At 65.4% G+C, this 25,771-nt stretch carries 23 protein-coding genes; 9 read left to right on the top strand and 14 right to left on the bottom strand.

Annotation, left to right across the window (positions count from 1 at the left end; all coding sequences use genetic code 11):
• Positions 1–64: 64 nt before the first annotated feature.
• From OH146_RS08500 to dnaA, 7 genes are all read right to left on the bottom strand, one after another.
• The gene (locus OH146_RS08500) at positions 65–472 is read right to left on the bottom strand and encodes a DUF3566 domain-containing protein (RefSeq protein WP_265159395.1); all 408 of its coding nucleotides are present in this window, start codon (positions 470–472) and stop codon (positions 65–67) included.
• A 31-nt stretch (positions 473–503) separates the two neighbouring features.
• Positions 504–3,089, bottom strand: coding sequence for a DNA gyrase subunit A (gene gyrA, locus OH146_RS08495; RefSeq protein WP_265159393.1), 2,586 nt, complete (start codon positions 3,087–3,089; stop codon positions 504–506).
• Positions 3,090–3,191: 102 nt separating this feature from the next.
• Positions 3,192–5,246 carry a DNA topoisomerase (ATP-hydrolyzing) subunit B gene (gene gyrB, locus OH146_RS08490; protein WP_265159391.1) on the bottom strand — a complete coding sequence of 685 codons (2,055 nt, stop codon included), beginning with the start codon at positions 5,244–5,246 and terminating at the stop codon, positions 3,192–3,194.
• A gap of 161 nt (positions 5,247–5,407) precedes the next feature.
• The gene (locus OH146_RS13950) at positions 5,408–5,911 is read right to left on the bottom strand and encodes a DciA family protein (RefSeq protein WP_265159389.1); all 504 of its coding nucleotides are present in this window, start codon (positions 5,909–5,911) and stop codon (positions 5,408–5,410) included.
• Positions 5,904–7,079: a DNA replication/repair protein RecF gene (gene recF, locus OH146_RS08480; RefSeq protein WP_265159387.1), complete on the bottom strand. Its 1,176-nt coding sequence runs from the start codon at positions 7,077–7,079 to the stop codon at positions 5,904–5,906. Before recF ends, OH146_RS13950 begins: the two co-directional genes overlap by 8 nt.
• A gap of 3 nt (positions 7,080–7,082) precedes the next feature.
• Positions 7,083–8,231 (bottom strand): DNA polymerase III subunit beta, encoded by a 1,149-nt coding sequence (dnaN, locus tag OH146_RS08475; RefSeq protein ID WP_265159385.1) that lies wholly within the window; start codon positions 8,229–8,231, stop codon positions 7,083–7,085.
• A 403-nt stretch (positions 8,232–8,634) separates the two neighbouring features.
• Positions 8,635–10,044, bottom strand: coding sequence for a chromosomal replication initiator protein DnaA (dnaA, locus tag OH146_RS08470; protein WP_265159383.1), 1,410 nt, complete (start codon positions 10,042–10,044; stop codon positions 8,635–8,637).
• Positions 10,045–10,339: 295 nt separating this feature from the next.
• On the opposite strand from dnaA, the gene rpmH reads away from it, so the two are divergent.
• From rpmH to OH146_RS08430, 8 genes are all read left to right on the top strand, one after another.
• Entirely contained in the window at positions 10,340–10,477 is a 138-nt protein-coding gene (rpmH, locus tag OH146_RS08465; RefSeq protein ID WP_098483823.1) for a 50S ribosomal protein L34, read from the top strand.
• Positions 10,478–10,496: 19 nt separating this feature from the next.
• Positions 10,497–10,886, top strand: a complete 390-nt coding sequence (gene rnpA / locus OH146_RS08460) for a ribonuclease P protein component (protein WP_265159377.1) — start codon at positions 10,497–10,499, stop codon at positions 10,884–10,886.
• A complete protein-coding gene (gene yidD, locus OH146_RS13945) occupies positions 10,883–11,290 on the top strand; it encodes a membrane protein insertion efficiency factor YidD (protein ID WP_308214947.1) in 408 nt (135 codons plus the stop codon). Before rnpA ends, yidD begins: the two co-directional genes overlap by 4 nt.
• A 9-nt stretch (positions 11,291–11,299) precedes the next feature.
• Positions 11,300–12,241, top strand: coding sequence for a membrane protein insertase YidC (gene yidC, locus OH146_RS08450; protein ID WP_265159375.1), 942 nt, complete (start codon positions 11,300–11,302; stop codon positions 12,239–12,241).
• 108 nt (positions 12,242–12,349) lie between these two features.
• Complete coding sequence (locus OH146_RS08445; RefSeq protein WP_372508488.1) at positions 12,350–12,781, top strand: Jag family protein; 432 nt, start codon at positions 12,350–12,352, stop codon at positions 12,779–12,781.
• Positions 12,782–12,787: 6 nt separating this feature from the next.
• Positions 12,788–13,432 carry a 16S rRNA (guanine(527)-N(7))-methyltransferase RsmG gene (gene rsmG, locus OH146_RS08440; protein WP_265159371.1) on the top strand — a complete coding sequence of 215 codons (645 nt, stop codon included), beginning with the start codon at positions 12,788–12,790 and terminating at the stop codon, positions 13,430–13,432.
• Positions 13,433–13,784: 352 nt separating this feature from the next.
• Positions 13,785–14,633 (top strand): ParA family protein, encoded by an 849-nt coding sequence (locus tag OH146_RS08435; protein ID WP_265160723.1) that lies wholly within the window; start codon positions 13,785–13,787, stop codon positions 14,631–14,633.
• Between the two features lie 171 nt (positions 14,634–14,804).
• Positions 14,805–15,764, top strand: coding sequence for a ParB/RepB/Spo0J family partition protein (locus tag OH146_RS08430; protein WP_265159369.1), 960 nt, complete (start codon positions 14,805–14,807; stop codon positions 15,762–15,764).
• A gap of 26 nt (positions 15,765–15,790) precedes the next feature.
• Here the strand turns inward: OH146_RS08430 and OH146_RS08425 are convergent, their stop codons facing one another.
• The 6 genes from OH146_RS08425 to OH146_RS08400 form a co-directional block, all read right to left on the bottom strand.
• The gene (locus OH146_RS08425; protein WP_265159367.1) at positions 15,791–16,753 is read right to left on the bottom strand and encodes a D-alanine--D-alanine ligase family protein; all 963 of its coding nucleotides are present in this window, start codon (positions 16,751–16,753) and stop codon (positions 15,791–15,793) included.
• Between the two features lie 18 nt (positions 16,754–16,771).
• The gene (locus OH146_RS08420) at positions 16,772–18,109 is read right to left on the bottom strand and encodes an aminotransferase-like domain-containing protein (protein ID WP_265159365.1); all 1,338 of its coding nucleotides are present in this window, start codon (positions 18,107–18,109) and stop codon (positions 16,772–16,774) included.
• 93 nt (positions 18,110–18,202) lie between these two features.
• A complete protein-coding gene (trxA, locus tag OH146_RS08415) occupies positions 18,203–18,529 on the bottom strand; it encodes a thioredoxin (RefSeq protein ID WP_265159363.1) in 327 nt (108 codons plus the stop codon).
• A gap of 30 nt (positions 18,530–18,559) precedes the next feature.
• On the bottom strand, positions 18,560–19,537 hold the full coding sequence (gene trxB / locus OH146_RS08410; protein ID WP_265159361.1) for a thioredoxin-disulfide reductase: 978 nt from the start codon (positions 19,535–19,537) through the stop codon (positions 18,560–18,562).
• Positions 19,538–19,612: 75 nt separating this feature from the next.
• Positions 19,613–21,271 carry a murein biosynthesis integral membrane protein MurJ gene (murJ, locus tag OH146_RS08405; protein WP_265159359.1) on the bottom strand — a complete coding sequence of 553 codons (1,659 nt, stop codon included), beginning with the start codon at positions 21,269–21,271 and terminating at the stop codon, positions 19,613–19,615.
• Positions 21,268–23,025 carry a DUF6049 family protein gene (locus tag OH146_RS08400; RefSeq protein WP_265159357.1) on the bottom strand — a complete coding sequence of 586 codons (1,758 nt, stop codon included), beginning with the start codon at positions 23,023–23,025 and terminating at the stop codon, positions 21,268–21,270. Before OH146_RS08400 ends, murJ begins: the two co-directional genes overlap by 4 nt.
• 100 nt (positions 23,026–23,125) lie before the next feature.
• Between OH146_RS08400 and OH146_RS08395 the strand changes: the two genes are divergently transcribed.
• Entirely contained in the window at positions 23,126–24,550 is a 1,425-nt protein-coding gene (locus OH146_RS08395) for a CCA tRNA nucleotidyltransferase (RefSeq protein WP_265159355.1), read from the top strand.
• On the opposite strand, the gene OH146_RS08390 is transcribed toward OH146_RS08395, so the two are convergent.
• Positions 24,551–25,624 (bottom strand): inositol-3-phosphate synthase, encoded by a 1,074-nt coding sequence (locus tag OH146_RS08390; RefSeq protein WP_265159353.1) that lies wholly within the window; start codon positions 25,622–25,624, stop codon positions 24,551–24,553.
• Positions 25,625–25,771: the final 147 nt, after the last annotated feature.

The following is a 25,771-nucleotide window of genomic DNA, read 5'->3' as shown; positions in this document are numbered from 1 at the left end:
GCCCGAATTGCAGAAATTGAGGTTTCGATACGGCCGCGGGCGGCCTACTCAACCCGCATTCGCGTTAGTTGTTGGTGAAGCCCACGAGCAGGCCGCCCGTGATGCGCACCGTGAAGTTGTAGATGAGCGCCGCGATCGCGCCGAGGGCCGTGCCGACAATCGTGTTGAGAAGCGCGACAACGACGGAGAAGCCGACGACCTGGATGAGCGAGAAACTGCCGATGATGTTGAAAGTCTCGTCACCCGTGATGTCACCGAGGATGCTGTCGAGCTGCGCAAAGATTCCGGTCGACGCGAGGATCGTCCACACCAGGAAGGTCACGACGATGAGGATGACACCGAGCACGACCGCGATCAGGAACGAGAGCTTCACCGCCGACCAGAAGTCGATGTAGACGAGGCGCAGCCTCACCTGCTTGCTTCCGACGGACTTCTGCGACTTTCGCTGCAGCTTCTCGGCGATGCTACTCATCCAGTGCCACATCCTTCTTCTTGATCACGGGTCAGGCCTCCTCCGCCACGGCGGCGTCGGAGCCCTGGTCATTCTCCTGCTCACCGCTGGAGAGTTCCTGACCCAGATTGCGCTCGCTGTTCCTCGCCACGGCGATGATCTTGTCTTCCTCCGCGAAGCGGGCGAAGACGACGCCCATGGTGTCGCGACCGGTGGCCGTGACCTCAGCGACTGATGAGCGTACCACCTTGCCGCTGGCAAGAACCACCAGCACCTCATCCTGTTCGCCGACGATGAGAGCGCCGGCGAGATCGCCACGGGATTCCTGCAGCTTGGCGACCTTGATGCCAAAACCGCCGCGGTTCTGCACACGGTACTGGTCGACAGCGGTGCGCTTGGCGTAACCACCCTCCGTCACGACGAACACAAAGCCGTCTTCCGAGACGACGGATGCTGCGAGCAGCTGATCCTCGGCCTTGAAGTGCATGCCGATCACGCCGCTCGTCGCGCGACCCATGGGGCGCAGGGCGTCGTCGCTCGCGGTGAAGCGGATCGAAAGTCCCTTGCGCGAGACCAGCAGCAGGTCGGATTCCTCCTCGACGAGCATCGCCGAGACGAGCTCGTCGCCCTCGCGGATGTTGATCGCGATGATGCCGCCAGTGCGGTTGGTGTCGTAGTCGCTCAGCGCGGTCTTCTTGATGAGGCCGCCGCGGGTGGCGAGCACGAGGTATTTGGCCGCCTCGTAGTCGGGGATATCGAGGATCTGTGCGATCTCCTCCCCCGGCTGCAGCGCGAGGAGGTTCGCCACGTGCTGGCCCTTCGCATCGCGGCCGCCCTCCGCGACCTCGTAGGCCTTCGCGCGGTAGACGCGTCCCGTCGTCGTGAAGAACAGAAGCCAGTGGTGCGTCGTCGTGACGAAGAAGTGTTCCACGACATCATCCGCCCGCAGCTGCGCCCCGCGCACACCCTTGCCGCCGCGGTGCTGCGACCGGTAGTTGTCGCTGCGCGTGCGCTTGATGTAGCCGCCGCGCGTGACCGTGACGACCATCTCCTCCTCGGGGATGAGGTCCTCCATGCTCATGTCACCGCCGAAGCCGTACATGATCTCGGTGCGCCGGTCGTCGCCGAAGCGCTCGACGATCTCACGCAACTCGTCGCTCACGATGTCGCGCTGGCGCTGCGGGCTGCCCAGGATGTCGTTGAAGTCGATGATCTGTCGCTCGATCTCATCGTGCTCGTCGACGATCTTCTGCCGTTCAAGGGCCGCAAGGCGCCGCAGCTGCATGTCGAGGATCGCGCGGGCCTGCAGCTCGTCGATGTCGAGCAGGTCGATGAGCCCGTCGCGGGCATCCTCGACCGTCGGGGAGCGGCGAATGAGGGCAATGACCTCGTCGAGAGCATCGAGCGCCTTGAGGTACCCGCGCAGAATGTGGGCGCGCTCCTCCGCCTTGCGCAACCGATAGCGCGTGCGGCGGACGATGACCTCGATCTGGTGCGCGACCCAGGCCGTGATAAAACCGTCGATCGAGAGGGTGCGGGGCACGCCATCGACGATCGCGAGCATGTTCGCGCCGAAGTTCTCCTGCAGCTGTGTGTGCTTGTAGAGATTGTTGAGCACGACCTTGGCGACCGCGTCACGCTTGAGCACGATGACGAGGCGCTGACCCGTGCGACCGGATGTCTCGTCCCGGATGTCCGCGATGCCGCTGAGCTTGCCGTCCTTCACAAGCTCGGCGATCTTGAGCGCAAGGTTGTCGGGGTTGACCTGGTAGGGCAGCTCGGTGACGACGAGGCAGGTGCGCCCCTGCAGCTCCTCAACCGAGACGACAGCCCGCATGGTGATGGAGCCGCGGCCCGTCAGGTACGCATCCTGGATGCCCTTCGTGCCGAGGATCTGCGCGCCCGTCGGGAAGTCGGGACCCTTGATGCGCTGCATGAGGGCCTCGAGGAGTTCCTCGTGGCTCGCCTCGGGGTGGGCAAGGTGCCACAGGGCGGCATCCGCCACCTCGCGGAGGTTGTGCGGCGGGATGTTGGTGGCCATGCCGACCGCGATGCCGACAGAACCGTTGACGAGCAGGTTCGGGAAGCGCGAGGGCAGAACCGACGGCTCCTGAGTGCGGCCGTCGTAGTTGTCCTGGAAGTCGACGGTCTCCTCTTCGATATCGCGCACCATCTCGAGCGCGAGGGGAGCCATCTTGGTCTCGGTGTATCGGGGGGCAGCGGCGCCGTCGTTGCCGGCGGAACCGAAGTTGCCCTGGCCGAGTGCGAGCGGGTAACGCAGGCTCCAAGGCTGCACGAGGCGCACGAGCGCGTCATAGATCGCGGAGTCGCCGTGGGGATGGAACTGGCCCATGACGTCGCCGACAACGCGGGAGCTCTTGGAGAAGGACTTGTCGGGGCGGTAGCCACCGTCGTACATCGCGTAGAGCACGCGACGGTGTACGGGCTTGAGGCCGTCGCGCACCTCGGGAAGGGCCCGGCCCACGATCACGCTCATCGCGTAGTCGAGGTAGGAGCGCTGCATCTCGAGCTGCAGGTCGACAGGCGTGATCTTGTCGGAGCCCACGCCCACCTCGACCCCCGCGACGATCTGCTCGGGCGGGGTCTGGGTGTTCTCGTTGTCGTTCTCGTCAGCCATAAATTCTCTGTTCCTCAGTTCTGCGGATTGAGCCTGTCGAAATCGTTTGGGTCAGCACCTCGCGAGCTGGATTTCGACAGGCTCAGGTCCGCGAGGCCAGCATCAAATGTCGAGGAAGCGCACGTCCTTGGCGTTCCTCTGGATGAAGTTGCGGCGTGACTCGACGTCCTCGCCCATGAGCGTCGAGAAGATCTCGTCCGCCGCGGCCGCGTCATCGAGCGTGACCTGGAGAAGGGTGCGGGTGTCGGGATCCATCGTCGTCTCCCACAGCTCCTTGTAGTCCATCTCGCCGAGACCCTTGTAGCGCTGGATGCCGTTCTCCTTGGGGATCCGCTTGCCCCCGGCGATACCGGCCTCAAGGAGAGCGTCGCGTTCCCGGTCGGAATACACGTACTCGTGAGGCGAGTTCGTCCACTTGAGTCGGTAGAGCGGCGGCTGCGCCAGATAGACGTAGCCCATGTCGATGAGCGGACGCATGTAGCGGAACACGAGGGTCAGCAGGAGCGTCGTGATGTGCTGCCCGTCGACATCGGCGTCGGCCATCAAAATGATCTTGTGGTACCTGGCCTTCTCGGCGTCGAAGTCCTCTCCGATGCCCGCGCCGAAGGCCGTGATCATCGCCTGCACTTCAGCGTTGCCGAGCGCACGATCAAGACGCGCCTTCTCGACGTTGAGGATCTTGCCACGCAGAGGCAAGATCGCCTGCGTCTCCGGGTTGCGGCCGGCCACGGCGGAGCCGCCGGCCGAGTCACCCTCGACGATGAAGATCTCGGAGCGGCTCGGATCCTTGCTCGAGCAGTCGCGCAGCTTTCCGGGCATCCCACCCGATTCGAGCAGTCCCTTGCGGCGTGTCTGTTCGCGTGCCTTGCGTGCCGCCATCCGGGCTGCGGATGCCTGGAGCGCCTTGCGAATGACCTCCTTCGCCTGCACGGGGTTGCGATCGAACCAGTCGGCGAGCGCCTCACCCGTGACCTTCTGCACGAAGGACTTCGCCTCCGTGTTCCCGAGCTTGGTCTTGGTCTGCCCCTCGAACTGCGGCTCACCGAGCTTGACGGAGATGACCGCGGTCAGTCCCTCGCGCACGTCGTCGCCCGTGAGGTTGTCGTCCTTCTCCTTGAGGATTCCCTTGTCGCGGGCGTAACGGTTCACGAGCGTCGTGAGCGCCGCGCGGAAGCCCTCCTCGTGGGTTCCCCCCTCATGCGTGTTGATGGTGTTGGCGTAGGTGTGCACGCTCTCGCTGTATGCTGTCGTCCACTGCATCGCGATCTCGAGGGCGATGCGACGCTCGGTGTCCTCGGACTCGATCGAGATGATCTCCGGATGCACGACATCCGCCTTCTTCGCCGCATTGAGGTACTCGACGTAGTCGACGAGTCCGCGCTCGTAGTGGAACGACTCCGTGCGGGTCTCGTGATCGACCTCACCCTCGACCTCGCTGTCGATCTCACGCTCGTCGGAGAGCGAGATGCGCAACCCCTTGTTGAGGAAGGCCATCTGCTGGAACCGCGTACGCAGCGTCTCGTAGTCGAAATCGACCGTCTCGAAGATGTCGTCGTTGGGCCAGAAGGTGATGGTGGTGCCGGTGATGTCGGATTCCTCGCCCTTCTCGAGTGGCGCATCCGGAACACCATTGCGGAAGCTCTGGCGCCAGACATTCCCTTGCCGGTACACCTCGACCTTGAGTCGGTGCGAGAGAGCGTTGACGACCGAGCTGCCGACACCGTGCAGGCCACCCGAGACGGCGTAGCCGCCACCACCGAACTTGCCACCGGCGTGCAGGACTGTGAGCACAACCTCGACGGTCGATTTCTTCTCGACAGGGTGAATGTCGACCGGGATGCCGCGGCCGTTGTCGACCACGCGGATGCCGCCATCGCGCAGGATCGTCACCTGAATCGCGTCGCAGTATCCCGCGAGGGCCTCGTCGACCGAGTTATCCACGATCTCGTAGACCAGGTGGTGCAGACCTCGGGGCCCCGTTGAGCCGATGTACATGCCCGGACGCTTGCGCACCGCCTCGAGACCCTCAAGCACCTGAATGTGCTCGGCCCCATAGCTCGCGTTGTCGCTGGCCTGCTCGTCCGCGGTTCGGCCCCGCTGGGCCGTCACGTCGCTAGGGAGGTTTTCAGATGGGGTCTCGGGTGATGATGATGACATCTGAAGTGGGACTCCTGTCCATAGAGGTTCTGTCGTCCCCGGCCCGGCTCCTCACGAAGCTGCCGCGGCAACCTCTCGATTCTACCAAGTAACGGATCGGCAACGGGCGAGATTCGCCCGTCTGCGGGCCGAAAATCACCGTCTCGACCAGATTTGCCTTCTCAACCGTAGGTATCGCGAGGGCCGCGGCCCTGAATAGATCTGGGGCCGCGTTTCCACGATGGGGTGTCCGGCCCGAGAAACCGCACCTCCTGGATGCCCGCGTCTGGGAAGGACTGGGCGATGCGCGAGAGGATGTCCACACGGATGAGCCGCAGTTGCGTCGCCCACGCCGTCGAGTCGCAGCGCACCGTCAGCGTCCCCTCCTCGATCGCAATGGGATCCGCATGCTCCGCCAGGTCTGAGCCGACGATCGAATCCCACGATGAGATGAGTTCCGAGCGTGCGAGCGGCGAGGTCCACCCGAGCGACGCCGTGAGAGCATCCATGACCTCGCCGATGCCGCGGGGATCACGCCCGGCGGCGAAGGGCACGCTCGACCCCTCCTGGCGGCGGGCCCGTCTGCGGGCATCCCGTGTTCGTACCGAGCCGTCACCGAAGACGCGCCGGAACCGCTGATACACCGCGACGTGTTCCTGCTCTCCCTCACCTCGTTGATCAGGCACGTTCGTCGCGATCCTCAAAGATCCGGCCGCGCGAGATGCGCACGGTGTTGGCGCGAAGCGCCTCGGGCACGTCATCGTGCACGGCGGCCGTGATCAGCACCTGCTCGACGGAGGCGACCGCCTCGGCGAGACGCTCCCTGCGGGCGGCGTCGAGCTCGGCGAAGACATCATCGAGGATGAGCACGGGATCCCCCGTCGTGGTGTCGCGCCGAAGTTCCGCCACTGACGCGAGCTTGAGCGCCAGCGCGAACGACCATGACTCGCCATGACTCGCGAAGCCGCGCGCCGGCATGCCGTTGAGCCGCAGCACGACATCGTCGCGGTGCGGGCCCACAAGGGTCACGGCGCGGTCGAGCTCGGTGCGCCGAAGGCGCTCGAGCGACTGCCGGAATGCGGATGCCGCATCCGCCGCCGTCACGACACCCGTGAGTCCCGGCTCGTCCCCCGCATCCTCCTCCGCGTCGCTGTGCGAAAGGACGCTGAGCCGATTCTCGAGTGCGGCCGAATGCTCGCCCCCCGCGATCGACTCGTAGGCACGCGCGACCTCGGGCTCGAGCCGCGAGACAAGCGCGGTTCGCGCCTCCACGATCTGGGAGCCGAGCTCGATGAGCCGCTCATCCCACACCTCGAGAGTGCTCAGTTGGCTGCCCTTGACCCCCGCGGAACGCGCGGACTTCAGCAGGGTGTTGCGCTGTCGCACGACACGGTCGTAGTCGGCGAGTATCCCGGCAAGTCGCGGGGAGAGCAGAACGAGCAGCTCGTCGAGGAAGCGGCGGCGCCCACCCGGTTCCCCGCGCACGAGAGCGAGGTCCTCGGGAGCGAAGAGCACGCTCGAGAAGTAGCGCGGCAGCTCCCTGGGTTTGATCGCCGAGCGATTGACCTGCGCCCGGTTCGCGCCCGACCGGTTCAGCTGCACCTCGACCAGGACGCCGCGTTCGCCGTGCTCGAGTCGTGCCCGGATGATCGCCGAAGCCTGGTGCTGACGAATGAGTGCCTGATCGCTCGACACCCTGTGCGAGCCGAGCGTGCTCAGGTAGCCGAGCGCCTCAACCAGGTTGGTCTTGCCCTGGCCGTTGCTGCCGACGAAGAGGTTGGGGCCTGGCTCGAGCGCGACATCCGCGCGCTCGTAGTTCCTGAAGTCAGTGAGGGAGAGGTGACTGACGATCAACGCTCAGCGAAGCAGCAGGTTGGGCTGCAGCAGGTACTTGTAGCTGTCGGCGCCGGGCTGGTCCTTCGAGGACTGGCTCGTGATGAGCACGGGTCCCGGCTTGTTGGGGTTCTCCGTGCGGGTGAAGGAGATCCGCACGAATTCGGAGTGCACCGCTCCAAGGCCGTCCAGCAGGAACTGGGGCTTGAGCGAGACCACCATGTCGCCCCCATGGAGGTGCGCGTCGATCGTCTCGGATGCCTGCGCTTGCTCGCTGCCGATCGCCTCGAGAGTGAGGCCGTCGATCGAGAACGTGAAGCGCAGCGCGGCCTCACGCTCCAGCACGAGAGCGACGCGGCGCACCGACTCCACGAGCTCGGCCGTGTTCATGACGGCGTAGTTGTCAACCTCGTCGGGGAAGAGACGCTTGACGGGCGGGAAGTTGCCCTTGATGAGCAGCGAGGTCACGGTCTTACGATCGGCGCTGAACGCGATGATCTCGCGGTCATCCGTGTTGGTGATCGCGACCGAGATCGTGCCGCTGTGGCCGAAGGTCTTGCCGATCTCCTGGAGGGTGCGGGCGGGCACCAGCGCCGTGACGCCCTCGGAGAAGTCGCGGTCGCCAGAATCCCAGTCGATCTCACGAACCGCTACGCGGTAGCGGTCGGTCGCGACCAGGCTGAGGGTCGTGTTACTGACCTCGAGCTGCACGCCCGTGATGACGGGGGTGACGTCGTCGCGGGATGCGGCGACGGCCACCTGCGAGACGGCATCGGAGAAGGCATCCGCGGGTAGGAGCCCAGACTGCTCCGAGACCTGAGGAAGTGTCGGGTACTCCTCGACCGGCATGCTCAGCAGCGTGAAGTTAGCGGAACCACAGCGCACCGAGATGCGCGACTCCTCGGTCGAGAACTCGACGGGAGCGTTGGGCAGCCGGCTGGCGATGTCGGCGAGAAGTCGACCCGAGACGAGAATCGTGCCGGGAGTGTCGACGCTCGCGTCGATCTCGGTCTGCGCGGAGACCTCGTAGTCGAAGGACGAAAGCCGAAGACCGGTCTCCGTCGTCTCGATGAGCACGCCACTCAGGATCGGAAGGGTGGTGCGCTGCGGAAGAAGTTTCACGGCAAACGAGACAGCCTCGCTGAACACGTCACGATTCACCTGAAACTTCATGCGACTGCCTTTCGAACGCGAAGAGTTGACCCCGAGCGCTTAATACTGGCACAGCGCGCGCCGACGAGGACGGCACGCCGCAAGGGTTATCGGCCTGCCAAAAATTTGAATTAAAAGATCCAAAGGTATTAACAGGTGTGGAAACTGTGGATAACCCGGTGGATGCTCGTTGCAGGCGGGGAACTACACGAATGTGAGTTGTGGGCGTTCTGTTGACGCCCTGTCGAGAAATCGAAGCGATGAGTCGTCGAGAAGATTCGAAATCCACAGAAGATTTCTTGTCATCCACATTCGGGCGGCGTGTTGTTCACAGTTATCCACATACTTTCCACATGTGGGAAGAGCGCGCGGATTCTGCTATCACGCGCGCGCTCGCGCCGTGACGAAGAGGGAAAGCCGCTGACTAACCGGAGAAGCGGTTGTTCTGCTTGATGCGACTCGTGAGTTCGGTCACCTGGTTGTAGATCGAACGGCGCTCCTTCATGAGCTCCGTGATCTTCTTGTTGGCATACATGACCGTCGTGTGATCGCGACCGCCGAAGAGCTGGCCGATCTTGGGGAGGGAGAGGTTCGTCATCTCCCGGCAGAGATACATCGCGATCTGTCGCGCCGTCGCGACAGCCTGTGAGCGTGACGATCCGTAGAGGTCGTCGACCGAGAGCTTGAAGTAGGCCGCTGTGTGGTTGATGATCTCGACGGGTGCGATGACGTTGTCGTCATCGAGGGTGATGAGGTCCTTGAGCACCGTCTGCACGAGAGCCAGATCGACGGGCGTCTTGTTGAGGCTCGAGAAGGCCGTCACGCGGATGAGAGTGCCCTCGAGCTCGCGGATATTCGACGAGACCTTCGACGCCATGTATTCAAGGATGTCGTCGGGCACCTGCAGACGCTCGCTCTGTGCCTTCTTGCGAAGGATCGCGATGCGGGTCTCGAGATCGGGGGCCTGGACATCCGTGATGAGACCCCACTCGAAGCGGGAGCGCATCCGATCCTCAAAACCGGTGAGGTGTTTCGGCGGAACATCGCTCGTGATGACCACCTGCTTGTTGTGGTCGTGGAGCGTGTTGAAGGTGTGGAAGAAGGCCTCCTGCGTCGAATCCTTGCCCTGCAGGAACTGGATGTCGTCGATCAGCAGAATGTCGATGTCCCGGTAGCGGGATTGGAAGACCGAGGCGCGGTTGTTGGCAATCGAGTTGATGAAGTCGTTCGTGAATTCCTCGGAGCTCACATAGCGCACCCGGATCCCGGGATACAGGCTCTCGGCGTAGTGGCCGATCGCGTGCAGCAGGTGAGTCTTGCCGAGACCCGAGTCACCGTAGATGAAGAGCGGGTTGTAGGCCTTGGCGGGTGCCTCAGCAACCGCGACGGCGGCCGCGTGGGCGAAGCGATTGGAGCCACCGATGACGAAGTTGTCGAAGTTGTATTTGGGGTTGAGCCTGGAGTCGGCGCGGCGCCCCGTGTCGGCAACGGGCGCGGCAGGAGCCGGTTCCATGACCGGCTGCTCCTCGCTCGTCTCTACGGGTGCGAGGGTCACATGAGAGATCTCGGGATTGACGACGATCGCGAAGTTCGACAACTCGACGTCCCCGTCGAGATCGGCGATGGCATTGAGAAGGGGGATTCGGATGCGCTGCTCGAGCATGCCGCGGGTGAGATCGTTGGGCACCTCAAGGTAGAGGGTGCCGGCCATGATGCCCCGGGGCTCCGCGAGGCTGAGGAAGCCCTGAAGTTGAGGGGTGATGCGGTCGTCCGCACGAAGGGTGTCGAGGATGTGCTGCCACGCCCCGTGCGTGGGATCGACCGAATCCATCATTCGACCCTTCCTCCCCCTTCCCTGTAGGTCTTGTTATGCACAGGGTTATCCACCGTCTGTGCAGTCACACCACCTTAGTTTGTCCCGGCGGGTCGTCCACAACCATGAATTCCTCGTGTGGATAATGACAGGTTGCGCGGCACGGTTTGACCGCCACCGATTAAGAACGTATTTTTAAGCAGTTGACTTCTGCCTTTCGGCACATTCGTCATTCCATGCCCGCCCGTCGGACCGACGTGACGGTGGGGTGGGCGGATGCACGACATCGACTTTCACACACCGCGGAGATCCCATCATGAGCAAGAGAACGTTCCAGCCGAACAACCGCCGTCGCGCCAAGGTGCACGGCTTCCGCCTTCGCATGCGCACCCGCGCGGGCCGCGCCATCCTGAGCGCGCGTCGCCGTAAGGGTCGCTCCGAGCTCTCCGCTTAGTCACGACCGGTCTGGTTCGGTGCTGGCTCGAGCCGAGCGGCTCGTCAGCGCCGCCGACTATCGGAGGGTTGTCCGGCGTGGTCGGCGTGCCTCCGGTGACCTCATGACCGTGTATGCGGTTGATAGCGCCACGGATGCCCAGCATCCGTGGCGCTTCGGCTTCATCGTCTCGAAAGCCGTCGGCAATGCCGTCACGCGCAACCGCGTGCGCCGTCGCCTCAAGGCGATCAGCTACCGCGTCCTCCACGGTGAACTTTCCCCCATGGATGACCGGGATTCTGCCCTCGACATCGTGTTCCGGGCCCACGCGCCCGCCGCGGCCGCAGACTTCTCGGTGCTTCAGGACCAGGCGGTGTCTCTCATCGCCAGGGCCAGCACGCGGGTTCGCAGCCAGGAGCCGAGGTCATGAGAGCCATCGAGTTCCTAGTCCTCCTCCCCCGGAACGCCTGTGTGGGCATCCTGCATGTCTATCGCGCCGTCATCTCTCCTCTCTATGGTGATGTCTGCCGCTACTACCCCTCGTGTTCCGCGTATGCGCTTGACGCAATCCGGACGCACGGCGTCGCGAAGGGTGTTGCTCTCGGCACTCTCCGAATCGCGCGCTGTCATCCTTGGGCTGCAGGTGGCGTCGACGACGTCCCCGATAACAGTCGATACCGGGTCCGGCTTGGCCGGCTCGGCTTCGTCTCGGCGCGAGTTCCCCGCCAGCCACTTGAGCACGGGCATCCGTTCAATGAGCACGACGGATGCTCGGGGTCGCCCATGACCGACCGCTCCCCCGCGCTTCACTCCCTGCACCAACGAAAGGTCTGACCCGACGCTATGGATTTCATCGGAACGATACTGTGGCCCATCAAGTGGGCGATCGAGGCGATCCTCGTTGCGTTCCACACGCTGCTGACGGCGATCGGAATGGACCCTGACGGCGGTGTTACCTGGGTCCTGTCGATCGTGGGCCTCGTGCTCGTCGTGCGTGCCCTGCTCATTCCCCTCTTCGTGCGCCAGATCAAGAGTCAGCGGCGAATGCTCGAGGTCGCTCCTCAGCTCAAGAAGATCCAGGACAAGTACCGGGGCAAGAAGGACCAGTTCTCGCGCGAGGCGATGTCGCGCGAGACGATGGAGCTCTACCGCAAGACCGGCACGAATCCCCTCAGTTCCTGTCTGCCCCTGCTCATTCAGATGCCGATCTTCTTCGGCCTCTTTTCGGTGCTCCAGAACGCCCAGCACGAACTGGTGGGCGTGGGCCTGCTCAACCAAGAGCTTTCGACGTCCTTCGGTGAGGCTGTCTTCCTCGGTGCGCCCCTACGGCTCGCCATCAGCACGGCGGACGGCAACATCGCGGTCATCGTCATCGCGTCGCTCATGGTCGTCCTCATGACGGCTTCGCAATTCATCACGCAGCTTCAGATCATGTCGAAGAACCAGTCGCCTGAGATGAAGGAAAGCCCGATGTACAAGCAGCAGCGCATTCTGCTGTACCTGCTTCCCCTCGTGTTCCTCTTCTCCGGCTTCACCTTCCCCCTGGGCGTCATGTTCTACTGGCTCGTCTCCAATATCTGGACGATGGTGCAGCAGTTCATCGTCATCCGGAACATGCCGACGCCGGGTAGCGAGGCCGCCCTCGCTCGTGAGGCACGTCTCGCCAAGCGCGCTCAGCGTCGCGGCATCACGATCGTCGAGGAGGAGACCCCCGTCGTGGAGAAGCCCAAGCCGACCCAGCGCCAACAGCCCGTAAACCCTAAAAACCGCAAGAAGAAGAAGTAGGCGAATCCCGTGACCGACAACACCCTTCAGCAGCAGGACTCCCCCGAGGAGAATGACGTCACTCTCGAGGCCGACCTCTCGGCGGAAGAGCTCGAAGACGAGGGCGACATCGCCGCCGACTACATCGAGGAGCTCCTCGACATCACGGATCTCGACGGGGACATCGAGATCTCCGTTCGCGGGGGTCGTTCCTACATCTCCGTCACCTCCAACGAGGACAGCAACCTTCGTCTGCTTTCGAAGCCGGAGACGGTCAGCGCCCTCCAGGAGCTCACGCGCATCGCTGTTCAGGCCAAGACGGGTGACTTCTCCCGCCTCATCCTGGACATCGGTGGCTCGCGGGAAACGCGGCAGAACGAACTTTCGGTTCTCGTCGACCGTGCCATCGAGCGTATTGAGGGCGGCGCCAGCTCTGCAGCTCTTCCCCCTATGTCGTCATACGAGCGCAAGCTTGTGCACGACATGGTTGCCGACCGCGGTTTCACCTCGGAGTCCGAGGGCGAGGGCCGAGACCGCCACACCGTCATCACGCGCGCATAGTTTCACGTGAAACATCACCCTCTCCCTGACGCGCTCGAGCCCGAACCCGCCGCGGCCGTCGAGCTGTTCGGCGACCGAATCGAGGTGGCTCGCGCATTCGTCGCCGACCTTGCGCGACGAGGTGAGGAACTCGGTCTCGTTGGCCCCCTCGAACTTCCGCGGCTATGGACACGGCACATCGTGAACTCTGCCCTGCTCACTCCCCTGCTTCGCCCGGGGCGTGTAGGAGACATCGGGAGCGGCGCTGGACTCCCGGGGCTGGTCCTCGCGATCGCGCGGCCTGATGTCGAGTTCGTCCTCATCGAGCCGATGGAGCGCCGTACGGCATGGCTTGTGGAGCAAGTGGGTCTCCTGGAGCTGGACAACGTGGAGGTTGTCAGAGGCCGAGCGGAAGACGTCACGCTGAGTCCCTGGCTTGATCAGGCCACGGCACGTGCCGTCAGCGCGCTCTCGAAGCTGATACCTCGAGTCGCTCCCCTCATGAAGTCGGGTGGCGAACTCCTCTTCTTCAAGGGCGCGAGCGTCGAAGCCGAGGTGGATGCCGCCGCCAAGGTCATCCGGAAGCATCGGCTCCACGATGTCGAGATACTCACCCTCGGCGAGGACCTCAGCACCGAGACCACCCGGGTCTTTCGGGCTACAGTGGACTGACCCGATTCGGGGTTTGCTGCCCCGGATTTCCACCGGCAGGGCCTTGGCTCGCCAGGCGTCTTGGCGCAGAGCCGTGACATCCGATTCACCATCCATACGACAGAGGTTTCACGTGAAACATCCCGACGAGGACCACGCGCGAGCTGAGCTCGATGCGGATGCACGCAGGGAACTCGAGAGCGCCTTTGGCGTGACAGAAGCGGCGCCGGTGATACCTGAGGCAGAGCAGCAGGAGCAAGCGTCGGACGATGCGGCAGCTCGGGCGGACGCGCCCGGTGACACGCAGGAAAAGAAATCAGAGTCTCCCCTCGGCCGATTCGCGGACACCCCTCTCGCCCGGGAGCTCTCGGAGATCACCCGGCGTCGCCGCGCCCTCGAATCGGAAGAACTTCCGCTACCAGCGCGGACCCGAGTCTTCACGGTTGCGAATCAGAAGGGCGGGGTGGGTAAGACAACTACGACCGTCAACCTTGCGGCCGCACTCGCGAAGAATGGCGCCCGCGTGCTCGTGATCGACCTCGACCCTCAAGGCAACGCGTCGACGGCCCTTGGTGTCGAGCACCGCTCGGAGACGATCAGCGTCTACGACGTCATCGTCAACGACGTCGAGATCGCGGAGGCGGTGAAGAAGAGCCCCGAGGGTGGAGAGCTCTACTGCCTTCCCGCGACGATCCATCTTGCGGGCGCTGAGATCGAACTGGTTTCTCTGGTGGCACGCGAGCAGCGGTTGCGCTCCGCACTCGAGAAGTTCCTCGAGGAATCCGAGGAGCAGTTCCACTACGTTTTCATCGACTGCCCGCCCTCGCTTGGTCTCCTGACGATCAACGCCTTCGTCGCAGCGCAGGAGGTGCTCATCCCCATCCAGTGCGAGTACTACGCGCTCGAGGGGCTGAGCCAGCTGCTCAATAACATCAAGCTGATCGAACGACACCTCAATCCGACGCTCTCGGTCACGACGATCCTGCTCACCATGTACGATTCACGCACCAATCTCTCGAATCAAGTGGCCGACGAGGTGCGCCAGCACTTTCCCGAGCAGACCCTGGCCACGCCCATCCCGAGATCAGTGCGGATCTCGGAGGCGCCGAGCTTCGGGCTCAGCGTCATCAGCTACGACACCAACTCCCCCGGCTCGATCTCCTACCTCGAGGCGGCGGCCGAGATCGCGCGGCGCGGCGCCCCCGGGAGCAGCACGAACTAAGTCCAGCGCCGGTCCAGCCCCTTGCTGCTCACGCCCAGCGCAGACTGGACCAGCGCAGGCTGGCCGAGTGCTGATTGGACCAGTGCTGATTGGACCAGTGCTGATTGGACCAGTGCTGATTGGCCCAGCCCCCACTAATCTCTCAACACAGGAACGAACAGAAGGACGACGATGGCAGCAAAGCGCACGGGACTGGGACGCGGAATCGGAGCCCTCATCCCCACGGACGAGGGAACGCCCTCGCGCCCCGTCGATGTTTTCTTCCCCACGAGCAGCAAAGCCCCGACGGACAGCGGCGAGGAACTCGCGACCGTACCCGGTGCCCAGCTGGCGAACATCGATCCCGAGCAGATCGTTCCCAACGCGAACCAGCCGCGGCATGTCTTTCTCCAGGAGGAGCTCGAAGAGCTCATCCATTCGATCCGCGAGTTTGGCGTGCTTCAGCCCATTGTCGTGCGCCCGATCGCGGATGCTTCCGAGGAGGGTCCGAAGTACGAGCTCGTCATGGGCGAGCGGCGTCTCCGCGCGACGAAGCACCTCGGACTTCCCACAATTCCGGCCGTCATCAAGAACACGGCAGACGATGCCATGCTGCGGGACGCCCTCCTCGAGAACCTGCACAGGGCCAACCTCAATCCATTGGAAGAGGCATCCGCCTATCAGCAGCTCCTCGCCGACTTCGGCATCACTCAGGACCAGCTGGCGGAGCGTATCGGTCGATCACGACCACAGATCACGAACACGCTCCGACTTCTGAGGTTGCCCGAGGCCGTGCAGCAGCGGGTCGCGTCGGGCGTCCTGAGTGCAGGTCACGCCCGTGCCATCCTCTCTACGGGTGATCCTGAGGCGATGGTGCGGCTGGCCGACAAAATCGTCAACGAGGACCTTTCGGTGCGTTCGGCCGAGGCCGCGGCGGGGACCGTCTCAAACAAGCCGAAGCGCGCACCGAAGCCCGCGCGCGGTGGGCGCCAGGGCCAGCTCGATGAGATCGCAGAGCGGCTGGGTGACCGGCTCGACACCCGCGTCAAGATCACTTTGGGGGCGACCAAGGGCTCGATCGTGATCGACTTCGCAACCGTGGGCGACCTCAACCGGATTCTCGCGGAACTCGACGACCCCGGCTTCAGCTAGCGCAGAAACCACCCCTGATCAGGGGTTTATGCGCGAGACTCCCGCACGGCAGCTTGGCAGAGTGCCAGATATGCCCAGCCGACATCGTGCCCGGCGACCTCGAGCGCGCGGGGGAAGAGTGACGTTTCGGTAAGCCCGGGCATGACGCTCGCCTCCAAGAAGAAGGGTGTTCCTGCCCCGTCGACCATGATGTCGACGCGGGAGATGTGGCGGAGCCCCAGAGTCGAGTGCGCCGCGATGGCCATCTCGGAGGCCCGCGCGGCGACCTCGTCGGAGACCCGAGCGGGCGTGTAGAAACGGGTCTCCCCCGCGTTGTAGCGCGCCTCAAAACTGTAGAACCCCGAGATCGGCTCGATCTCCACGGGGGCGAGGGCGACGGGTCCGTCCCCCGTGTCGATCACACACACCGAGATCTCGGTGCCCACGATCTTCTGCTCGACGAGAGCGACATCCCAGTAGCGGTAGGCGTGCACCATGGCACTCGCCAGATCCTCGGGGTCGTCGACGATCGTGACCCCCTGAGCCGAGCCACCCTGCGCAGGCTTGACGACGACCGGTCCGCTCAGTTCTGCGGAGATGCGGTCGAGCACATTGACGGCACCGAGATCGCGGAAGGTGTCGCGCGAGAGCGCAATGGCCCGCGGAGTCGTCACCCCCGCCCGGTCGACGAGCGCCTTCGCGGTCGGCTTGTCCCAGGCGAGCCGGGATGCCGCGGCGCGCGACCCCACGAAGGGTACATTCACGAAGTCGAGAAGGCCGCGGAGTGAGCCATCCTCTCCCCCGGCCCCGTGCAGGGCGGGCCACACCACATCGGGCTGGCTTGCCTCGAGATAGGCGAAGAGCGTGGCATCCGGGTCTCTCAGCTCAACCGAGATGCCCTGCGCCCGGAGGCTGTCAGCGATGCGACGGCCCGAACGCAGGGAGACATCCCGCTCATGCGAGATGCCGCCGGCGAGGATAAGGACCGTGCGCGGGGTGAACTCGTCCATGGTGTGGTTCCTTGCGCGTCAGTTCGTGTTGGGCGGCGGGCTCGTGACGTGAGCGGGACTGATGACCGGGATCTGGCCCGTGACGACCGGCCCGCTGGAGGCGAAGGTGTTGAGCAGCTCGAGCTCACCGTTGATCACGGAGGTGAGGCGACGGATGCCCGTGCGAATCGTCTCCTCGTTGGGGTAGCAGAACGACAGCCGCATCATGTTGCGTCCGCCGCCGTCGGCGTAGAAGGCCGTGCCCGGCGTGTAGGCGACCAGCTCCTTGACGGCGCGCGGCAGCATCTCCTTGGAATCGAGAGTGGGAGGCAGCTGCAGCCAGACGTAGAAGCCGCCGTTCGGGACGGTCCACTCCATCTCGGGCAGGTGCTCCTGCAACGAAGAGAGCATGGCATCGCGTCGGCTGCGGTACACGCCGCGGAAGGCATCGATCTGACCCTTCCAGTCGGAGGTCGCGAGGTACTCCGTGATGGCGAACTGGCTGAAGGAGCTGGGGCACAGCGTGGCCGATTCGTTGGCGAGGATCAGCTTCTCGCGGATCGCGTGCGGCGCGAGCGCCCAGCCCACGCGGAAGCCGGGGGCGAAGGTCTTGGAGAAGCTCCCGAGGTAGATGACCCCGTCCTCCTCGATCGAGCGCATCGCGTGGGGTGGGGGCGTGTCGAAGTAGAGGAGGCCGTAGGGGTTGTCCTCCAGCACGAGGATGTCGTTGGCACGGCAGATCTCGAGGATCTCGAGCCGACGCTCCCACGTCAGGGTGACACCGGCCGGGTTGTGGAACGTGGGGATCGTGTAAAGGAACTTGATCCGCTTGCCCGCGGCCTTGAGACGCTCGATCGCCTCGCGGAGGGCCTGCGGAATGAGGCCGTCCTCGTCCATCAGCACGTGCGCGACCTCGGCCTGGTAGGAGCGGAAGACTCCGATCGCTCCCACATAGCTGGGCGCTTCGGCAAGAATGACGTCGCCCGGGTCGATGAAGAGCTTCGTGACGAGGTCGAGGGCCTGCTGCGATCCGGTCGTCACGACCACGTCGTCGACGCTGCCGCGGATACCCTCGAGCGCCATGATCTCGAGGATCCGCTCGCGCAGTTCCGGGGTGCCCTGGCCAGAGCCGTACTGCAGCGCGGTCGGCCCGGAATCACGCATGACACGCTCGAGGGAGGAGGTGACCAGCTCAGGCGGCAACGCTGACACGTAGGGCATTCCGCCAGCGAGCGAGACGACCTCGGGGCGGGATGCGACGGCGAAGAGTGCTCGAACCTCGGATGCGCTCAGACCGGCGGTGCGGTGAGCATAGTGGTCGTACCACGGGTCGAATCTCGTGCTCGACCCGCCCGATGTGGATTCGTGCGGCGCCATGATGGTCCCTTGTCGTCAGGGTCGTGAATCACACAAGCCTAAATGACGACGGCCCGCCGTGCTTTCGCAGGCGGGCCGTCGTAGAGGCGGGTACTACTTGATGAACTCCGCGAGGTCGGCCTCGAGGGCCGGCTTCGGCTTGGCACCGATGACGGTCTTGACGACCTCGCCGCCCTTGAACACCTTCATCGCGGGGATCGAGGTGATCTGGTACTTCATGGCGGTCTGCGGGTTGTCGTCGACGTTGAGCTTGACGATCTCGAGCTTGTCGGAGTGCTCGGAGGCGATCTGGTCGAGGATGGGCGACACGGCGCGGCAGGGACCACACCACTCGGCCCAGAAGTCAACCATGATCGGCTTCTCGGAGTTCAGCACCTCGGCCTCGAAGGTCGCGTCGGTGACGTCGCGTGCGCTAGACATACGGTTCTCTCTTTCGTGAGGGGTCGGGGGTCAGGATGCCGCGGGCTCGAGTGGCGCCTGGGGGATCGGGTCGGCGACACCCGAGTCGATGCGGGCGGAGAGGTAGTGCTCGGCGTCGAGCGCTGCGACCGTGCCGGAGCCGGCCGCCGTGATGGCCTGCCGGTAGGTGGGGTCGACGACGTCGCCTGCCGCAAAGACACCGGGCACGGAGGTGCGCGAACTGCGGCCCTCGACGGCGATGGTGCCAGCATCCGTCAATTCCAGCTTGCCGTGCACCAGGTGCGTGCGGGGGTCGGCGCCGATCGCGATGAACAGGCCCTGCACGTCGAGCGTCGTCTCGCTGCCGTCGACCGTGTCGACGAGGCCGACGCCCGTGACGGAGTCGGCGCCGTAGATGTGCTCGACCTTCTTGTTGAGCAGGAACTCGATCTTGGGGTCGGCGTGGGCACGATCCTGCATGGCCTTGGAGGCACGCAGCTCCTCGCTGCGGTGGATCAGGTACACCTTGTCGGCGAACTTGGTGAGGAACGTCGCCTCCTCCATCGCCGAGTCGCCGCCGCCGACGACCGCGATCGTCTTCTGGCGGAAGAAGAACCCGTCACACGTGGCACACCACGAGACGCCGTAGCCGCTCAGACGCTCCTCGTCGGGGATGCCCAGCTTGCGGTAGGCGGAGCCCGTCGCGAAGATTACGGCGTGGGCCTCGTGCACATCGCCGTTGCCGAGGGTCACGCGCTTGACGTCGCCCTCGACCTCGAGCTCGACGACGTCGTCCATGACGACCTCGGTGCCGAAACGCTCGGCCTGCTGGCGGAAGCGCTCCATAAGGTCAGGGCCCATGATGCCCTCCGGGAAGCCGGGGAAGTTCTCCACCTCTGTCGTCTTCATGAGCTCGCCGCCCGCCTCGACCGAGCTCGCGATGAGCAGGGGTTCGAGACCGCCGCGGGCGGCGTAGATCGCCGCCGTGTAGCCGGCCGGGCCGGAGCCGATGATGATCAAGTGGCGCACGGGCGCCCTCCTTCGGATCGTGTCGTGAGCGGTACAACACATCCTATTCGCGGGCTATTCCGTGCCCGCCGTGCGTTACGAGCGGCGGATGCGACGCAGCACGAGATCCCGCACGAGCAGCAGGTCGGGGTTGCGCAGGAGGGCGAGCACGCCCGCGTAGACGATTGCCATGGGTACGCCGACGGCGGCCATCGTGACGATCGCGGTGACGGCGTTCGCGAGCGCGAATCCATCCGCGGAGAGGCCGCCGAGCAGGAGGAGCACGCCCGCTCCCACAGCCGAGGCGACGCCAGCCGCCAGCAGGTACTCCGCGTGGCGCACGAGGAGGGTCCGTCCCCCGAAACCTCCGAGCCGGCGCCGAAGCACGGCGAAGGTCATGAGGAACTGGAGCAGGAACGTGAGCGACGACACGGCGGCGATGCCCACGCCGATCCACTCGACCGGAAGGGTCGAGCAGGCGACGAAGCCCGCGACAAACAGCGCTGACTTGACGACCTCGATGAAGAAGACGGTGCGCGTGTCCTCCAGCGCGTAGAAGGTGCGCTGCAACACGAAGACCGCGCTGAAGGGCACGAGTCCCACCATGTACATGGCGATCACGGCGGCCATCGCGAGCACGTCCTCGTGCTCGCGCTCGAACATCCGGGCGAAGGGGGCGGCAACGACGATGAGGGTGACGGCGGCGAGAGAGACGATGAGGCCGATCGAGCGGAGGGAGGCCGAGACATCCGTCTTGACCGCGTCAAGGTCGCCCTCGTGCGCGTTGCCGCTCATGCGCGTGAAGAAGACGGTCGCGATCGAGACCGCGATGACCGAGTGCGGCAGCATGAAGATGAGCCAGGAGTTCTGCAGGGTCGCGACGCCCGCGCCCGCCCCCGCCGCGAGGGAGGCGACATTGACCTGCACGATGCCCGCCAACTGGGTCACGAGAATCATGGCGAAGATCCAGCCGGCTGTACGTCCCGTCCTGGCAAGCCCGACACCCCGCCACTGGAAGTCCGGCCGATAGCGGATGCCGGCCCTGCGCCAGAAGAACAGCAACACCAGTGCCTGGGTGGCGATGCCGAGGGTGGCCGTCCCCGCGAGCAGCACGATGCGCTCGGTCGTCCAGACTTCGACGGCGCTGTTGGTCTCGGCGCCACCGAAGAACAGCTGGAAGAGCACGAGGCCTGCGATCGCCACGACATTGTTGAGTGCGGGGGCCCAGGCGAAGGGACCGAAGGCGCCGCGCGCGTTGAGCACCTCACCCAGCAGGCTGTAGAGCGCGTAGAAGAAGATCTGGGGCAGACACCAGTAGGCGAAGGCCGTCGCGAGGGCGATACCCCTGGCGGAGAAGCCCTCGCCGCCATCAGACGCCGCCTGCTGTGCGTAGAGGTGAATGAGCAGCGGTGCCGCGAGAGTCGCGATCAGGGTGATGCCGACAAAGCCGGCGATCCCCAAGGTGACCAGCTTGTTGATGAATGCTGCGCCCTCATCCGCGTTCGAGCTCGCGCGCACAATCTGGGGCACGAGGACGGCGCCCAGCACGCCCCCCGCGATGAGGGCATAGATGTTGTTGGGCAGCTGGTTTGCGATTCCGAACGCATCGGCCGCCGCGGCGCCGGTCTGCCCGATCGTCTGCGCGAGCACGATGGCTTTGATGAAGCCGAGAACGCGGCTGACGATCGTTCCCGACGCGAGGAGGGCGCTCGACCGGCGGAGGTTGCCTGACTCCTCGGCATCCGTCGCCGTCACGAGGCCACGACCTCATTACGCTCGCGCCGCTCCCGGCGCCGCCGGGCGACCGTGCGGGCGATGCCGATCACAAACACGAGCAGCACGACGCCCGCGACCGTCGTGGTGAACGCCGTCTCCCAGCCCGCCTGCACGTTCGTCGTCACATACATGGGCGCGCCGATCGGCACCTGCGTGGGGCTCGTCAGGGAGACGACGAGCACGGCCGTGCCGTTCGCGATCGACTGCACGGGGACGGCAGCGCGGGCCTGCGACTGTGCCTCGATCGTGACCGTGACGCTGTCCTCGAGCACGTCGAGCACGGCGCGGTTGGCCCACATGTGCACGACGACCGTCACCGGGTAGGGGAGGGAATTGCTGATCGTGACGGGCACGTTCCCCGTGTCACTCAGCAGGTTGATCGTGCTGCTCTCGAGCACATGCACGGCATTGAGCAGCTCGCCCGAGCGCACGACAAAGGCGGCAACAGCCTCCTGCCACTCCTGGGGGGAGTCGATCCATGCGTTGGAGGCGAGCGCGAGCATCCGCCGTCTCTGGTCGCCCGTGATGAGGCTGGGGTTGTCGAGGACGCTCGCGAACGCCGTCGTCGCGGGCTCGGTCTGCAGCGCCGACTGGAGCGTCGCGAGCCGCTCCGGCTCGACGGGCGAATCGACGACGCTCACCTCGACGGGCGGCTCGTCGAGCGTGCTCTCGATGCTGCCCAGCACGACGCCCGGCGTCGTGGCGAGAGCGGTCAGCGTCTGCGAGACGCGGTTGGCCGGCAGCGGGATGTCACGGCCGAGGGTCGCAAGCAGGGGCGACGAGCCGCCGCCCCAGCCCGCAAGCGCCGCCGTCAGCTGAGTCATCGCCGCCGTCCAGCTCGCGTCGGTCGTCGCGGAGACGGCCTCGCGCAGCAGGGCAGAGATGTCGTTGTTCGAGACCAGCACGCGAGCACCCCCTGCCGTCGCGGAGGCGGGGATCGCGTCGCGCCCGTAGTTGACGTTGCTGGAATCGAGGATCGTGACCGTCTGCTCGTCGGCGGCGAAAGTCGCAAGGTCGCCCGCCACGACCGTGTCCTCACGGGGCCAGACGATGGGGCCGAGCGTGAAGGGCAGATCCACCAGCTGGTCCCCCGTCGGCACGCTCGGCGCGCCCGGGCTGGGGCTGGGCGTGGGAGACGTCTCCGGGCTCGCGCTGGGGCTCGCGGAGGGCTCAGCCTGCTCGTCCGCGTCCTCCGTCGGCTCGACGGTCTCCTCCGGCGCCTGCGGCGCGGGGAACAGGTTCGGATCGACCTGGAAGTCCGTCGGAAGAGGAATGCTTTCCATGCCCGCCTGGCTGAGGGCCGCGACATCCGCGTCCGCGTAGGCCAGCGAGAAGGTCTCGTTGCTCGCGTTCTCGAGGCGCTCCAGCCAGTCGAGGGCGGACTCGGGGGCGCTCGTGCCCAGGATGCGTATCGAAGCGAGGATTCGCGGGTCAACGCCGAGCGCGATCGGACGATCGATCACGGCGTTCAGCTGGCGCGTGAGCACGCCGCTCGAGGAGGTGAAGGTCTCGAGATCGTCGGCGGGGATCAGCGCCGTCTCGCCCTCGGGCGCGACGATCGGCGCCGCCAGGACGAGGGTCGTCGGGGCGCCGTTGCTTGCCGCGACTGCGGCATCCGGGGTGCTCTCGCCTGCGGCATCCGGAGTCGCCGACGACGCGACCGAGCCGCTCAAGACGAGCGCGGCGCCGAGAAGGGCGGCACTCCACCGCGAGACGAGGTGAGTCAGGGGCATCGGCCGGCTCCGATCGTGCTCTGGGCCAGCATGCCCACGATTCTATTGGGGCGAGCCATGGCCCCCGCTGAGGCACGGCGTGCGCGGTTAGTCTGGAGTGATGACCAGCGTCGCATCCGCCGTCACGAGGCTCTCGGAGCTCGCGGGCTCCCCCCACGTCTCCCGGCTCGCGGAGGTGTTCGCGGCGGCCGGACACGAACTCGCCCTCGTCGGCGGCCCCGTGCGCGACGCCTTCCTCGGCCGGGAACTGCACGACCTGGACTTCACGACGGATGCCCGTCCCGACCGCATCCTCGAGATCGTGAAACCCATCTCCACCGCCCAGTGGGACATCGGCCGGGCGTTCGGCACGATCGGAGCCGTCGTCGACGGGCACACGGTCGAGATCACGACCTACCGCACCGACGCCTACGACGGTGAGACGCGCAAGCCCGAGGTCGAGTTCGGATCGAGCCTCGAGGAGGACCTGCTCCGTCGCGACTTCACCGTCAACGCGATGGCGCTCCGCCTGCCCGAGCAGAAGCTCGTCGACCCCTCCGGCGGCATGGACGACCTCCTCGCGCAGCGGCTCATGACGCCCGCCTCCCCCGAGGTCTCCTTCGGCGACGACCCACTGCGGATGCTGCGTGCCGCACGCTTCACGTCGCAGCTCGGCTTCACGGCCGCCGACGACGTGCGGCGGGCAATGTCGGCGCTCGCCGAGCGGCTCTCGATCATCTCGGCCGAGCGCGTCTGCGACGAGCTCGGCAAACTGCTGCGCACGCCAGCGCCGAGGGCGGGCGTCGAGCTTATGGTCGAGACGGGGCTCGCGGAGCAGGTGCTGCCCGAGATCCCCGCCCTGCGACTGCAGGTCGATGAGCATGCCCACCACAAGGACGTCTACGAGCACAGCCTGACGGTGCTCGACCAGGCGATCGACCTCGAGGCCTCCCGCGCCCACGAGCCGAGCCCCGATCTCGTGCTCCGCCTCGCGGCCCTCCTGCACGACATCGGCAAGCCTGCAACGAAGCGCACGGAGCCGGGCGGGGTTGTGACCTTCCACCACCACGATGTCGTGGGGGCGAAGCTTGCGGTTAAACGGTTGAAGGCGCTGCGCTTCGACAAGGACACGATCCAGGCGGTGAGTCGACTGATCGAGCTGCACCTGCGTTTCTTCGGCTACTCCGAGGGGGCATGGACAGATTCGGCCGTGCGGCGCTACGTTCGCGACGCCGGTAACCAGCTCGAGCGGTTACATATTCTGACCCGGGCGGATGTCACGACCCGCAACCAGCGCAAGGCGCGCCGCCTGGCACGGGCCTACGACGACCTCGAGCAGCGCATCAAGGAGCTCGCCGAGCAGGAGGAGATCGCGGCCGTGCGCCCCGACCTCGACGGCGAGCAGATCATGGCGCTGCTGGGCATTCGGCCCGGCCGCGAGGTCGGCGAGGCCTACCGCTTCCTGCTGGAGCTGCGACTCGACGAGGGCCCCCTCGGCGAGGAGGAGGCCACCCGCCGGCTGCGGGCGTGGTGGGAGTCCCGCTGACTACTTCGCGGTGTCTTCGATGAACTGCTCGAGCATCTCGCGGGCGACCGGGTCGGGGTACTGCTTCGCCGGCGACTTCATGAAGTAGGCGGATGCCGCCTCCACGGGTCCGCCCTGACCCGCATCCAGGGCAAGCTTCGCCGCCCGGACCGCATCAATGATGACGCCCGCCGAGTTGGGCGAATCCCACACCTCGAGCTTGTACTCGAGACTCGTCGGGGCGCCGCCGAAACCGTGCCCCTCGAGGCGCACGAAGGCGAGTTTGCGATCGTCGAGCCACGGCACGTGGTCGCTCGGGCCGATGTGCACGTGCTCGGCACGAATCTCCTGGTCGACATTGCTCGTCACGGCCTGCGTCTTGGAGATCTTCTTCGACTTGAGGCGGGAGCGCTCGAGCATGTTCTTGAAGTCCATGTTGCCGCCCACGTTCAGCTGGTAGGTGCGGTCGAGCACGAGCCCGCGCTCCTCGAAGAGGCGGGCGAGCACGCGGTGCGTGATGGTGGCGCCGAGTTGGCTCTTGATGTCGTCACCGACGATCGGCACGCCGGCATCCGTGAACTTCGCGGCCCACTCGGGGTCACTTGCAATGAAGACGGGGAGAGCGTTGACGAAGGCCACACCCGCGTCGATCGCGGCCTGCGCGTAGTGCCGCGCCGCCTGCTCCGAGCCGACGGGGAGGTAGCAGACGAGCACGTCGGCGCCCGAGTCCCGCAGGGTCTGCGCGACATCGACGGGCGCGGCATCCGACTCCTCCACCATGTCGCGGTAGTACTCCCCCAGGCCGTCGAGCGTCGGACCGCGCTGCACGGTCACGCCCGTGTCCGCGACATCCGCGAACTTCAGGGTGTTGTTCTCACTGGCCCAGATCGCCTCGGCCAGGTCGCGGCCGACCTTCGAGGCATCGACATCGAAGGCGGTGACGAACTCGATGTCACGCACGGCGTAGGGACCGAAGGTCGTGTGCATGAGGCCGGGAATCGTCTCGGTGTCGGATGCGTCCCGGTAGTAGGTCACGCCCTGCACGAGGGAGTTGGCACAGTTACCGACGCCGGCGATGGCGACCCGAATCGACATAGGGATATTGCTCCTTGCTGGTCAAGAGTGGATATGACTACACTAGACAGGTTGTCTGTGCGCCCCGTTCCGGGGCCTCCGCGAGACAGCGACATGCAAGAACCCTCCTGCCACAGACCGTCTGTGGCCGTTTTCAGTCCGAAGGAG

Origin of the sequence: Homoserinimonas sedimenticola (genome assembly GCF_026094475.1) — a bacterium.
GTDB classification, from domain to species: Bacteria; Actinomycetota; Actinomycetes; order Actinomycetales; family Microbacteriaceae; genus Homoserinimonas; species Homoserinimonas sedimenticola.
This window is presented reverse-complemented; position numbering and strand designations above follow the sequence as displayed.